Origin of the sequence: Melittangium boletus DSM 14713 (genome assembly GCF_002305855.1) — a bacterium.
GTDB lineage: Bacteria > Myxococcota > Myxococcia > Myxococcales > Myxococcaceae > Cystobacter > Cystobacter boletus.
This window is the reverse complement of record NZ_CP022163.1, coordinates 7,418,983-7,431,433: the sequence shown is the minus strand read 5'-3', so window position 1 is coordinate 7,431,433 and position 12,451 is coordinate 7,418,983. Positions and strand designations below refer to the sequence as shown.

The 12,451-nt window shown below is 68.6% G+C and carries 11 protein-coding genes; 7 read left to right on the top strand and 4 right to left on the bottom strand.

Features of this window, described 5'->3' with window-relative positions:
- Positions 1-77 precede the first annotated feature (77 nt).
- Complete coding sequence (locus MEBOL_RS30890; protein ID WP_095980802.1) at positions 78-851, bottom strand: phytanoyl-CoA dioxygenase family protein; 774 nt, start codon at positions 849-851, stop codon at positions 78-80.
- A gap of 192 nt (positions 852-1,043) precedes the next feature.
- Here MEBOL_RS30890 and MEBOL_RS30885 point away from each other — a divergent pair, with 192 nt between their 5' ends.
- The 4 genes from MEBOL_RS30885 (at position 1,044) to MEBOL_RS30870 (ending at position 5,965) form a co-directional block, all read left to right on the top strand.
- Entirely contained in the window at positions 1,044-1,907 is an 864-nt protein-coding gene (locus MEBOL_RS30885; RefSeq protein WP_170115620.1) for a helix-turn-helix transcriptional regulator, read from the top strand.
- A 25-nt stretch (positions 1,908-1,932) separates the two neighbouring features.
- The gene (locus MEBOL_RS30880) at positions 1,933-2,742 is read left to right on the top strand and encodes a hypothetical protein (protein WP_095980800.1); all 810 of its coding nucleotides are present in this window, start codon (positions 1,933-1,935) and stop codon (positions 2,740-2,742) included.
- Positions 2,743-2,839: 97 nt separating this feature from the next.
- Positions 2,840-3,364, top strand: a complete 525-nt coding sequence (locus MEBOL_RS30875) for a hypothetical protein (protein ID WP_157823768.1) — start codon at positions 2,840-2,842, stop codon at positions 3,362-3,364.
- A 456-nt stretch (positions 3,365-3,820) separates the two neighbouring features.
- On the top strand, positions 3,821-5,965 hold the full coding sequence (locus MEBOL_RS30870) for a secreted glycosyl hydrolase (protein WP_245918983.1): 2,145 nt from the start codon (positions 3,821-3,823) through the stop codon (positions 5,963-5,965).
- A 59-nt stretch (positions 5,966-6,024) separates the two neighbouring features.
- Here the strand turns inward: MEBOL_RS30870 and MEBOL_RS30865 are convergent, their stop codons facing one another.
- Positions 6,025-6,714, bottom strand: a complete 690-nt coding sequence (locus MEBOL_RS30865) for a DUF1349 domain-containing protein (protein ID WP_095980797.1) — start codon at positions 6,712-6,714, stop codon at positions 6,025-6,027.
- 220 nt (positions 6,715-6,934) lie between these two features.
- Here MEBOL_RS30865 and MEBOL_RS30860 point away from each other — a divergent pair, with 220 nt between their 5' ends.
- Entirely contained in the window at positions 6,935-7,537 is a 603-nt protein-coding gene (locus tag MEBOL_RS30860) for a TIGR02265 family protein (RefSeq protein ID WP_157823767.1), read from the top strand.
- A gap of 23 nt (positions 7,538-7,560) precedes the next feature.
- On the opposite strand, the gene MEBOL_RS30855 is transcribed toward MEBOL_RS30860, so the two are convergent.
- The gene (locus MEBOL_RS30855) at positions 7,561-8,112 is read right to left on the bottom strand and encodes a GFA family protein (protein ID WP_245918981.1); all 552 of its coding nucleotides are present in this window, start codon (positions 8,110-8,112) and stop codon (positions 7,561-7,563) included.
- Between the two features lie 165 nt (positions 8,113-8,277).
- Positions 8,278-8,943: an arylesterase gene (locus MEBOL_RS30850; protein WP_095980794.1), complete on the bottom strand. Its 666-nt coding sequence runs from the start codon at positions 8,941-8,943 to the stop codon at positions 8,278-8,280.
- Between the two features lie 73 nt (positions 8,944-9,016).
- Here MEBOL_RS30850 and MEBOL_RS30845 point away from each other — a divergent pair, with 73 nt between their 5' ends.
- Both MEBOL_RS30845 and MEBOL_RS30840 read left to right on the top strand, forming a co-directional pair.
- A complete protein-coding gene (locus MEBOL_RS30845) occupies positions 9,017-9,748 on the top strand; it encodes an ABC transporter ATP-binding protein (protein ID WP_179956324.1) in 732 nt (243 codons plus the stop codon).
- On the top strand, positions 9,745-12,273 hold the full coding sequence (locus MEBOL_RS30840; protein WP_095980793.1) for an ABC transporter permease: 2,529 nt from the start codon (positions 9,745-9,747) through the stop codon (positions 12,271-12,273). Before MEBOL_RS30845 ends, MEBOL_RS30840 begins: the two co-directional genes overlap by 4 nt.
- Positions 12,274-12,451: the final 178 nt, after the last annotated feature.

Here is a 12,451-nt window from a genome sequence, read left to right as displayed (position 1 = left end):
GGAAGGCGGCCCGCACGGCGCCTTCCGCTCCGACAGACAGCCATGCGCTCTGAGTGGACGCGTAGGCCTAACGCGTCCTACCGGGCCAACTCCAATCCCAGACGGATCGCCTGCTCCACCGGGGAGTAGCGCCCATCGTCGCGGTGGAGCTGGTACGGACGCGCCGGGTAGAGCGGGGGCTGGGCCAAGAAGCGGGGCGTGCGCCCGCGATGCGGCTGGGCGGCGTGAATGAGGAAGGGGTGGCAGAGATAGACCGTACCCGCCGCGCCCGTCGCGAACGCCAGCGGCCGTGCCTCCGTCGGTCCCAGGTGCGCCGCCAGTTCCAGGAACGACATGCCCTGCTCTCCGGCGGGCTCGAGCACGCGAGGCACGTCCAGGTGGGAGCCCACCCGGATGCGGGTCGGCGCATCGTCCTCGCCCACGTCGGAGAAGAGGAAGAGCATCAACAAGGCCCGCCCCTTCGACGTCACGTTCAGCCGCCAGGAACCATCCTCTCCCGCGAAGCTCGCATCGGCGTGCCAACCGGCATCCCCCGGGTCCTCCGTGCTGGGAAATCGGACGGGAAAAGTGCCCAGACCCTGTCCTGGTTTCCAGTTCCCCTCGCCCACGAGTTGATCGAAGGCGGCATGCAACAGGGGCATGTTCACCGCCCGCCGGAAGGGCTCCTGCGCGTACCCCCCGAGCCGGATGACGGGCTTCGTCCAGGTGGCGGGATCATTCGGATCACAGCCCAGGTCCCGCCACAACACCTCGCGGCCCTGCTGCGCGATCTCCCGGGGGAAGACCTGATCGAGCCGGAGGAAGCCGTCCTCCACGAAGCGCCTCACCTGCGAGTCATCGAGTGCGGTCATCCCCGGAAGACTACCCATCCTCGGGGGCCCGGATCCATCACCCGGTCCACGCGATTGATGACATCCTGGTCTCCTTTGTCCAGGCACGAGGTAGGCCCTCGTGCACGGGCCCAGGCCTCTCTCATGCACCGCGCTCGTCAACAACCTCCCCACGTTCTCACCCTCGACGCGCTGGGGACCGGGAACCTGCCCTTGCGTGTCATTCGCATGCGAGAACTCAAGCCCCAACTTCCGCCCGGGCCGCTCATCTCGACCTTCTTCATGGTCTTCGTGCTGACGATGGGAAGGGGGCGAGGCAGACACTTGGAGCAGGTCGAGCTCCAGGCGGGGGACATCCACCTCGTCCCCGCGGGCGTGGAGCACCAGCCCCTCGATGTGAGCAACCTCGATGGGTGGATCGTGTGCTTCGATCCCCTGCTGCTCCGCTCGCTTGGACCAGAGTGGTTGCCAGAACCGCCTGGAAAGACAGGAGGAGCGAAGCCCGCTCCGACGCGGAGCCTCTTTGTCCGGGGACTGCTCCGGCTGCGGCCCGAGCAGCCCCGATGGAGCCGGATCCTCCATCGGGTGGCCGAGCTGGATGCCGAGCTGGGAGCCGCCCGGTGGGGCATGGAGAACGCCGCGCACGCATGGTTCGTCTTGTTCATCACCGAGCTGCTGCGCGAGTTGCAGGAGCACGCGCCCCTGGCGCCGGCCATGATCGGCGGACTCGTGCACGATGCGCTCGCCTTCATCGAGGCGCACTGCTTGCAACCCCTGTCGCTCCAGGACGTCGCGGCGGCGGTGGGGTGCACACCCTCTCATCTGGCCAACGCGGTCCGCCGGGAGACGGGTCTGACGGTGGGTGACTGGCTGCGCGAGCATCGCATGGCCGAGGCCCGGCGGCGCCTGATGGAAACGGGAGCCAGCATCGAGAGCATCGCCAGCCAGGTGGGCTACGCCGACGTCACCCATTTCATCCGCACCTTCCGGCGCACCCACGGAATGACCCCCCGGGCCTGGCGCGAGCAACACCGCCTCGCCGGACCTGGCATCGTGGAAATCCGAGGAACCCGGTGAGGCCCTCCGCATCCGAGAGCCCACCATGCGCTCCCTCCTGCTCGCCGCCCTCCTGCTCGCCTCCCCCGCCCTCGCCGACAGTCCGCTCCAAGGCCTTCTCGCCGAATACGAAACGGGACCCGCCGCCATCTTCCAGAACGATGGCCGCTATGGCCCCACGGGGACCCCCTACTCGGCCGGGGACTTCCATCAGGACGCCACGCTGTACCGGACCTGGCGCGCATCCCTGGAGGCACGGCTGGGCGAGCGCCATGGACTCATCCTGCTGTACGCCCCCTTCGAGGTCTCCACGCGCGCCACGTTGTCCCGGGACATCGATTTTCGCGGCACGGTGTTCCCCGCGGGCTCGGTGGTGGACCACCGCTACCTCTTCGACGGCTACCGGGCCAGCTATCTCTACCGGCTCGTCGACGGGGAGCGCTTCCGCTGGGACATCGGCGCGAGCGTGCAGATCCGCAATGCCCTGGTGGGCCTGAGTGGCGTGGACGGGACGCGCCAGGCCCAGGAGAGCGACATCGGCGTGGTGGGCGCGGTGAAGACGCGGCTGCGCTACACGCTGCCCTCGCGGGTCTGGGCGGGCCTGGAGGCCGATGCCCTGTCCACCTTCGGGCTCGTGGGGAACACCACGGGCGGCATCTACGATCTCGCACTGACGCTCGGCCTTCCGCTGGACGCCCAGGGCGGCGTGACTGCCTACGCGCGCCTGCGATGGCTCGGCGGCGGAGCGGACGTGACGCGGCGAGAGCTGTCCAACTGGGCCAACTTCGGCTTCGCGCTCGTGGGCATCCAGACGGATCTGGTGTCGCTGTTCGCCCGCCGCCCGGCGGTTCCATAGGACGCGCGGGTCTCGAGTCCTTTGACTCCTCCTTGGGAACGCACTAGGAGCGCGTCCGCAACTTTCACCTCTGTACCTGGAGTGAAGAATGTTCCGGATGGGCGTGCTTGCAGCATTCATCGTCGCGATCACCACGGGCTGTGCCACCAGCGGCCGTGCCTACATGGACTCGGGCCTCTCCAACCGCTCGGAGCCCGCCTCCGTGTGGAACCGCCCGCAGGAGGTTGGCTTCGACTGGGGCTCGGAGATCACCGGAGAGGCGAGCTATGAGTGCGTGTTGCTGTTCATCTGCTGGGGCGCCGAGGATGGCGGCGCACTGGACGGCGTGGGCGCGCTCATCGGTTCCATCACGGGCAAGGGCGGCGTAGTGAGCGACCCACTCGTGCGCGCCGCGGCGGCGGACGCGGTGAAGAAAGCACCGAAGACGGACGGTATCTTCGTGGTGGCCCACGACACCGACTCGCTCAACATCGTCGTCTACAAGAAGCGCAAGGCCACGGTGCGCGGCAAGGCGATCACCGTGCGAACCATCGGCGAGGTCAGCCAGGATCGTGCCGACCGTAACCGCAACATGAACGCACTGGGCGGCAGTCTGGTGAACGTCGGAGAGGTCCTGAAGTAAGTAGGAGAAGAGAACGGACATGAAGAAGCCCAGCAACCCTCTCGGGATTGCTGGGCTTCTCGCTTTGGAAGCAGTGGGGCTGGAGTCATGGGACCGAACCCAGCCTGGGTTCCGGTCCTCGGAGTCCTCCGTCCTCGTCCATCGTTCCCGCATCCCAGGTCGGTCCCCGCGTCCTCCGGCGGGGGTTGCACCACGCCCGCGTCTCGTGGCGACGAAGGGTCCTTTTTCTTTTTCCTCGGTTCCTTCGACGGGGGGGAGTCGAGCGCGCGCAGGAGCGCGTGAGGATCATCCCCGGGCGAAGCACGGACCCACTTCGCACGGTTCCCATTGGGAAAAGGGATGTCCCCGGTGTGAGCATCCGCCATGGACGGAGGCGTGTTCACCCTTTCGCGCACCAGCCCCGCGCCCGTTTGACCGCCCTGTTACGCCACATGCCCGCCCTCCGGTGTCATTCCGGTGGAAGGTAATGCCACCTCCGACCTGCGCCCATCCGTCCGCGGGGATGCCTATACTTTGAAACTTCACGTCTCGAAGAGGAGCCAGCAAACGATGATTCGTTCGAGCCTCGTGTCGCTCTGCGCGTGCTTTCTGCTCGCTGCTTGCGGCGACAACCCTAGCGACAAACCTGGTGACAACCCCAGCGACTCCCCCGTCCCCCGGGGCGCCACCGTTCCCTGGGACGAGTACGAGGCCGAGGCGGGCGTTTCCTCCGGTGGTGCCACGCTCGAGCAGACCACCCGTGGCCCGTGGCTGGAAGGCACGCTCTCCGGCGAGGCATCGGGCCGCAAGGCAGTGACACTGCATGGCCCCACCGACGCGGTCGCGTGGACGAGCCGCGTGAAGGCCAACTCCGTCCTGGTGCGCTACAGCGTGCCGGACCAGAAAGAGGCCCATCTGGATGTCTACGTGAATGACGTGAAGGTCGCCACGCTCACCGTGAACTCGGATTTCGCCTGGCTCTACACCGGTCCGAACAACACCGAGACGCACAACGCCTTTCCGCGCCAGCAGGTGGACGAACTCCCCCAGAACCCGAGCACCAGCGACGTGAATTTTGGCCTGCGGCTGCCTTGGAACTCCGCGCACCACATCTACGACGAGGCGCACGCGCTGCTGGCGACCGACGGCAGGGAGACCATCCACCCAGGCGATGTGGTGAAGATCATCTCGCCGGATGCCTCCGCGGAGCTCCCCGTCACCATCGACTTCATGGACCTCGAGCTCGTGCCGGAGCCCCTCTCCGCTCCAGCGGGCTACGTCGTCGTGAGCGAATTCACCCAAGCGGGGGTGGTGCGGGCCCTTCAGGAAGCCGTGGACGGCGGCAAACCTGGCATCTTCCTGCCGCCTGGCGATTACGTGATGTCGCACGTGAGCCCGGCGCTCCCCAAGGTCTACGTTCCCGCCGGTCTGACCGTCCAGGGCGCTGGCATGTGGTACACGCGGTTCGTGCCTCCTCCCCCGCAGGAGGTTGGCTACAACTACGAGTTCGGGTTCCGTCTGAGCGGCGACAACATCACCTTCCAGGACTTCGCGATCTTTGGAACCTGGCGCAACCGGGCGGCTCGCTACAACAAGGACGCGGCCGATCTCGGCAACTGGCCGTGGGACAGCTACGACGGGATCGGGCGAGCCTTCGACCGCTACATGCACAACAACGCGGTCTTCAAGAGGCTGTGGATCGAGCGGATGATCGTGGGTGGCTGGGTCGAGGGCGGCAACAACCTGCTGTGGCAGGACTGCCGGTTCCGCAACACCCTGGCGGACGGCATCAACTTGTGCAACGGAACCAGCAACTCGCGGATCGTGAACTGCACGGCGCGAAACACCGGGGATGATGCCTTCGCCATGTGGTCCGCCATTACCTGGGACAAGGCGCCCATTGGAGACACGCCCTGGGTTCACCAGCCCGAGGGCCCCAACCAGGGCAACATCATTGAGCGCTGCACCGCGGGCCTGATCTGGCGAGCAGCCGGTTTCGCGGTTTACGGCGGCCACGACAACGTGATCAAGGACTCGGTGGTCTACGACACCCTGCGCTATCCGGGCATTACCGTGGATAACGAGTTCGCGCCCCAGCACGAGTTCTCCGGGCTCACCACCCTTCAGAACATGACGGTCGAGCGCTGCGGAGGCCGCATGTGGTGGGACGACGACGACGGAGCGCAGGGAGACGAAACCACGCGGCGAAAGTGGGGCGCGGTCTGGTTGTTCGCCGCCAACCCGTACTCTCCGGCCGAGCCGTCCTCCCCCATCCGCTTTCAGGGCATCCGTTTGAAGGACATCGATATCATCGACCCCGTCTATTACGGGGTCCTGGTTCAGACCACGCAGGGGCAGCGAATCGAGGACACCGAGTTCGACGGCGTCCATATTGTCATGAACCAATCAGGCGAGTTTGGCATGGTGGCCAACGACTCGCACAAGGCCCCGCCCAGCCCGTTCAGCGGGAAAATCGCCACCACGGGTTCGATCACCCTCAAGAACTCGAGCATCACCGGCCACCGGGCCAACTCCGGAAACCTGTTCTCGAAAGACCCGGTCTCCACCGAGACGTTCTTGTTCAAGGACGGCGGCGGGAACATCTGGACGGGCGATCGATAGCCGAGAAGGCCAGCCAGGCGCGGAGCCACGTGCGCGAAAGCCCGCTCCGCGCCTCGCCGTTACGTCAGGTCGTGCAGATCCTTGCCGAGGGGGGGCGTGAGACGGAACTCGGAGAATCGCACCTGGAGTCCTGCCCGCTCCGGAGTGCAGCACATCGGTCCCACGAGATAGGATTTGGCTTCCGGGAAGGGCGCCAGCCGCACGAGCGGCCATGTCTTGCCATCGGCGGACACCTGGAGACGCAACACCCCCTTGGCGACCGTCGCACGCATCCAGAAATCGCGCGGGTTCGCCTCGTAAGGCCCGGTCGCCCAGTCCGACTTGCCGTTCGTCAGCACGCTGCTGAGCATCGCCCGGCCATCAGACAATTCGATGCCGGCCTTCACCCAGCGGCGCTCATCGACCCGGATCATGATTCCGGCCTGATCGTACAACTGCTCGTAGGCGCCCTGGATGCGCACCTGCGCGGTGAAGGCCGGTTCGGTGCGCACGCCCAGGAAGTGACCGCTGTCACGAGTGAAGCCGTAATGCGTCTCCCGCCAGAAGTCGGTGCTCTTGTCCGTCGTGACGTCCAGCACGCCGTTCGCGCGGTTCCAGACCTTGGGCTCGTTGAGCCACACACCGTCGTCCATCGTCGTTCCTTTTTTCATGCCCGTGACCGGCTTCGCGGCCCGGACGCTCGCCGGCATCAGCATGGCGCTTACGCCCGCGACGATGATCGTCCGGCGTCCCATCGCATTCTCGCTCATACACCCCGCTCCTGTTCGCGGACTTGACCTTCACCCAGCCGCCCATCCTTCTTATGCTTTTCTCCAATGCCCGGGGCGTCCGGTTTCGCTCAGACCCTTGGTGAATTCCCGCCGATCCCCTCACGGCCAGTAGAACGCGATCACCCGCGGCGGCCCCGGGAAGTCCGTCGGCGCGGCGAGTAGAATGCCCTCCGGCCGAGAACGAGGCCCGGAGGTGGGTGTGGTCGCGGTGTCAGCGGGAGACGATTGGGAGGTGGACCTCGAGCGGCGTCTGGCGCGGGTGCGCCCCGAGCACACCATCCGGGGGCTGTTCCTCCAGTCCTACCTGAGGCAGCTGCGCGTGCTCGGAGGCGAGCCCCTGTGGGAGCGGGGCCTCGCCCTGTGCGGCGACGCGCCCCTGGTGGAGCTCTTCCACTACCCGGTGCGCACGCAGTTGCAGTTGCTCGGGCTGCTGATGCCGCCGCTGGTGGAGCGTCACGGAACGGCGGCGGCGGGCCTGCGCGCGCTGGGGCGCGAGTGCATCGGCGACTTCCTGTCCTCCTACACCGGCCGGTTCCTGGTGCGGCTCGCGGGGACGGACGCCCGGCGGATGCTGAACCACTCGCCCATGGGCTACCGGGTGGCCACGGGCTTCGGCGAGCATTCGCTGGAGTGGCGGGGAGCGCGGCACTGCCACTGGACCATGCGCGACGTCTTCCTGCCCTGCGCGTATCACGAGGGCCAGTTGACGGCCATCCTGGAGCGGGGCGGAGCGCGAGAGGTGCGGATGAATGGGCGGCAGACGGCTCTGCTCGACTGCGAGTACGACATCTCCTGGGAGTGAGGGCGTCCTCCCCCCCGACCACGTCATGGACTACCTCCCTCGATCTTCGTGCCGTCAATGCCGCGCGGAGTGCGCAGTCCCATCGCGAACCACGCCGCGAACAGCCGCCACATGAACGCCACCGAATGCGTGGCATAGGCAGGCACGTTTCCGTCCAGGGGCGCGCCATCGGGGCGGTCCCCGGTCATCACCCGCATCTCCACCGGCGGCGCACCGGGGATGCGGTTCCGGTACAGGCTCAGCCAATGGCCTTTGTTGAATTCGAGGAACATCGCCGAATGGCAGCAGGTCGCCACCACCCGCCGCGTCGGCGAATCGGGCTTGAGGCGATATTCCTTGAGCTGAGCCCCACCCCTCGTGCAGCGCACGCGGTCCTTGCGATGGAGCACGAAGCTGGTGCCGCCATCGGCATCGAGCACCGGTGCCGCGCCGGGAAGCGCCTCGATCCGCCGGCCCGCTTCGCGGCAGCTCGCGCAATCACATACCGTGGTCAGGATCGGCACACCCGCCGCCTCGAATACCACCTGGCCGCATGCGCACGCGACGAGGTGGGACCTACCCGAATCAACGCTCATATCGCCTCGTCCTCAAGTACCAGACCGTTCAGGAAATACACCGGTGCGCTGCTCGCTCAGCCCGCTCCGTGGAGCGCACCAGGGTCACAGCGGTGCTCAGCATGGATGACCCATCGTGCGCGGCACAGGCGCTCCACTGACTTCCCCGGGGGGAGCTGGGACCGCTCACTTCAGCAACGCGGCCAGCGCCGGCCAGACATGGTCGCTCAGTTTGGGCTGCGCGGCGGCGACGGGGTGGATGTTGTCGGGCTGGAAGGAGGCCCGATCCATGGCGATGGGTTCCAGCAGGAACGGGAGCAGGGACACCTGGTGTGTCTCGGCCACGGTCCGGAAGTTGGCCGCGAAGCCCTCCGTGTAGGCCTTGCCCAGGTTGGGCGGCATGCGCATGCCCACCAACAACACCCGGGCGCCGACGGCCCTGGCCGCGCTCACCATCTTCTCCAGATTCGCCCGGGTCTGCTTGAGCGGCAGACCCCGCAGCCCGTCGTTGCCGCCCAGCTCGATGATCACCACCTCCGGCCGGTTGCGCGTCAGCTCGCCCTCGATGCGCGCGGCTCCGCCCGCCGTGGTCTCCCCACTGACGCTGGCGTTCACCACCCGCCAGCCCGGATACTCCCTGGCCATCCGCGCGGCCGTCAGCGCCACCCACCCCTCCTCCGGCGCGAGCCCGTAGGCGGCGGACAACGAATCCCCCATCACCAGCACCGTCCGGGTGGGCCCCCCCAGCGCGGCCGATGCGCCCAGCGCGGCCAGTCCCACGGCCAGTGTCACCACGACCTGGCCGAGCACGCGGGCGGTCCAGGTGCGCTGCCTCATGTAGTCTTGATTCATCCGCTGCATCTCCTCCGGGCCGCCGTTAGAAGCTCGCTCCGCGAGCAGACGCGCCCCTGACGAAGAATCCCATATGACCCACGACCGCGCGATGCACCCCCAAGTCCAGCCCGAGCCCCAGCGGTGGGCACTCCAGGTGTCGGACCTGGGCAAACGCGTCCCCCTGCCCTCCGGCGCGCTCACCATCCTCGACGGCGTGGGCTTCTCCATCGCCCATGGCGACACCGTGGCCATCGTCGGAGCCTCCGGCTCGGGAAAGAGCACCCTGCTGTCGCTGCTGGCCGGGCTGGACACGCCCAGCTCCGGGAGCGTGTTGTTGGACGGCGCACCGCTGTCCGCCCTGGACGAGGACGGCCGCGCGCGCGTGCGCGGCGAGAAGGTGGGTTTCGTCTTCCAGAGCTTCCAGCTCTTGCCGTCGCTGACGGCGCTGGAGAACGTGATGCTGCCACTCGAGCTGCGCGGAGACGCGGATGTGGAGACGCCCGCCCGGGCCATCCTCGACAAGGTGGGGCTGGGGGAGCGGCTGGGTCACTACCCTCGCCAGCTGTCGGGCGGAGAGCAGCAACGCGTGGCCCTGGCGCGCGCCTTCGTCACCCGGCCGGCGGTGCTCTTCGCCGACGAGCCCACGGGCAACCTCGACACCCGCACCGGCCAGGCCATCGTCGAGCTGCTCTTCTCCCTCAACGCGGAGGCCGGAACCACCCTGGTGCTCGTCACCCATGACGAGCGCCTCGCGGCGCGCTGCGGACGGCGGTTGCGGCTCGATGGAGGTCGCCTGATGACCGGGGAGCGGCACGCGCCATGAGACCGCTCGTGATGGCCTGGCGCCAGCTGCGCCGCGACTTCGCCGCCGGCGAGCTGCGCATCCTCCTGGCCGCCCTGGTGCTCGCCGTGCTGGCCGTAACGGCCATCGGCTTCGTCACCGACCGCGCCGGGCGCGCGCTCGCCCTCGAGGCCAACCGGCTGCTCGGCGGTGATGCGGTGGCGCTCGGAGATACCCCCCTCGGTGAGGCGGTGCGCGAGGCGGCGCGAGCCCCCGGGCTGCGCCATACGGAGACACGGGAGCTGACCAGCATGATCCGGGTCGGCGACGCGGACGACGAGCGGCTCAAGCTCGGCGAGCTCCGGGCGCTCGGCGAGGGCTTTCCCCTGCGGGGCCGCTTCCGCATCGTGGAGACGGCGGACGGCCCCGAGCACGACGCCCCGGGCATTCCCGAACGGGGCAGCGTGTGGATGAGCCGCGCGGGCGCGGACGCACTGGAGGCCCGGCTGGGGGACATGATTGCCCTGGGCGAGTCCCGGCTGAGACTCGCCGCGCTGGTGGTCCAGGAGCCGGACGCGGCCCTCGACGCCTTCAACATCGCGCCCCGGGTGGTGCTCAACCTCGCCGACCTGCCCGCGACGGGACTGGTGCAGGAGGGGAGCCGGCTGCGCTACCGCCTGGTGGTCGCCGGAGAACCCGACGCCGTGGAGCGCTTCGTGCGCACCGCGCGGGCGGGGCTCGCCCGGGGCCAGCGCCTGGAGACGGTGAAGGACGCGCGCCCGGAGATGCGCTCGGCGCTCGAGCGGGCCGACCGCTTCTTGAGCCTGGCGGCGTTGGTGTCGGTGGTGCTGGCGGCGGTGGCCGTGGCCATGGCCGCGCGTCGGCACGGCGAGCGGCACCTGTCGAGCACCGCGGTGATGCGGTGTCTGGGCGCGAGCCAGCGCACGCTGGTGGCCATCCACGGAGGCGAGCTGCTCCTGGTCGGGCTCCTCGCGAGTACCGTGGGCGTCCTGCTCGCCTTCCTGATGCAGTGGCTGGTGGGCCGGTGGCTCGCCGGAACGCTGAAGGTGAACATCCCGGCGGCTGGCTGGGTGCCCGCGGTGCAGGGCTATGGGGTGGGCCTGTTGGTGCTGCTGACCTTCGGTGCGCCCCCCATTCTCGCGCTGCGCCGGGTGCCCGCGCTGCGCGTGTTGCGGAGGGATCTCGACCGGACCGAGCCGAGCGCCTGGCTGGTGGGGCTCGTGGGCGTGGCGGGACTGGCCGCGCTGCTCTGGTGGAAGGCGGGCTCGGCGGGACTGGCCTCCGTGATGCTGCTGGGCATCCTCGCCACGCTGGGCGTGCTAGCCACCCTGGCGTGGGGGCTCATCCACGTCGTGCGGCGACTGCGCTCGCGGTTGCGCGGGAGCCTGCGCTACGGACTGGCCAATGTGAGTCGGCGCGCGGCCACCAGCGTCGCCCAGGTGTCCGCGCTCGGCCTGGGACTAATGGCGCTGCTGCTGCTCACCTTCGTGCGCACGGACCTGCTCGACCGCTGGCAGACGGCGCTCGCCCAGGAGGCGCCCAACCGATTCATCGTCAACGTGCAGGAAGACCAGCGGGAGCCGGTCCGGGCGTTCATGGCCGAGCAGGGGCTGTCCGCGCCGGACCTCCATCCCATGGTGCGCGGCCGGCTGGTGTCACACAACGGCGAGCCGGTGAAGACGACGCCCGCGGAAACGCCTCCTGGCTCCGAGGAGGAGCGCTCCGGACAGCGTCGGAGGGACCGCGAGTACAACCTCTCCAGCACCGACACGCTGCGCGAGGACAACCGCGTCACCTCGGGCGTTTTCTGGGGACAGCGGCTCCCGGAGACGCCGGAACTCTCGGTGGAGGAGGGCTTCGCCACCACCATGGGCTGGAAGCTCGGGGACCGCGTGGCCTTCGACATCGCGGGACAGCGGCTCGAGGCCACCGTCACCAGCCTGCGCGAGGTGGAGTGGGAGAGCTTCCGGCCGAACTTCATCGTGCTGGTGTCGCCGGGCGCGCTCACGGGCTATGCGGCCAGCTACATCACGGCGGTGCGAGTGCCCCCCGAGCGCACGCGCTTCACCGCGCAACTGGTGGCCCGCTTCCCCAACCTCTCGGTGGTGGAGGTGGATGCGCTGCTCAAGCAGGTGCGCGACACCGCGGATCAGGTCTCCACCGTGGTGGAGGTGGTGTTCTACTTCTCCCTGCTCGCGGGCATGTTGGTGCTGATGGCCGCGGTCAGCGCCAGTCAGGACGAGCGACTGCTGGAGGGCGGCGTGATGCGGGTGCTGGGCGGCAGTCGTCGACAGTTGCGGCTCGCGCAGGCCTCGGAGTTCGCGGCCATTGGCCTGCTGTCGGGCCTCACCGCGGCGGTCGCCGCCTCCGTGCTGGCGGGGATCATCGCCACCCAGGTCTTCGACCTGCCGTGGACGGCGGACTGGCGGCTGGTGGGCGTGGGAGGCGGGCTGGGGGTGTTGTCGGCGGTCGGCGCGGGGATGTTCGCCACCCGGCGCGTGCTGGACACGCCGCCTTCGGTGACCCTGAGGGAACTGCAAGGATGAGGCGATTGGGGTGAAGCACGTCCTCGCGGTTCATTGGGCTTGCCCCGGTACGTGAAGCGCGCCGGGAGCGACTGCACGCGCGCGGTCATCGGTTGGGGCGGTGCCAGGCCGGGTGGTGCCTCGATTGTCTCCCATGTCATGACCGGCCTCCGTCTGGCTGTTGCGCTCCAGGGTGTGG

What these genes read in the sequence shown, in the direction of transcription:
- MEBOL_RS30890 (WP_095980802.1), bottom strand. Translation starts at nt 851, where the DNA reads ATGACCGCACTCGATGACTCGCAGGTGAGGCGCTTCGTGGAGGACGGC.
- MEBOL_RS30880 (WP_095980800.1), top strand. Translation starts at nt 1,933, where the DNA reads ATGCGCTCCCTCCTGCTCGCCGCCCTCCTGCTCGCCTCCCCCGCCCTC.
- MEBOL_RS30875 (WP_157823768.1), top strand. Translation starts at nt 2,840, where the DNA reads ATGGGCGTGCTTGCAGCATTCATCGTCGCGATCACCACGGGCTGTGCC.
- MEBOL_RS30865 (WP_095980797.1), bottom strand. Translation starts at nt 6,714, where the DNA reads ATGAGCGAGAATGCGATGGGACGCCGGACGATCATCGTCGCGGGCGTA.
- MEBOL_RS30855 (WP_245918981.1), bottom strand. Translation starts at nt 8,112, where the DNA reads ATGAGCGTTGATTCGGGTAGGTCCCACCTCGTCGCGTGCGCATGCGGC.
- MEBOL_RS30850 (WP_095980794.1), bottom strand. Translation starts at nt 8,943, where the DNA reads ATGAATCAAGACTACATGAGGCAGCGCACCTGGACCGCCCGCGTGCTC.
- MEBOL_RS30845 (WP_179956324.1), top strand. Translation starts at nt 9,017, where the DNA reads ATGACCCACGACCGCGCGATGCACCCCCAAGTCCAGCCCGAGCCCCAG.
- MEBOL_RS30840 (WP_095980793.1), top strand. Translation starts at nt 9,745, where the DNA reads ATGAGACCGCTCGTGATGGCCTGGCGCCAGCTGCGCCGCGACTTCGCC.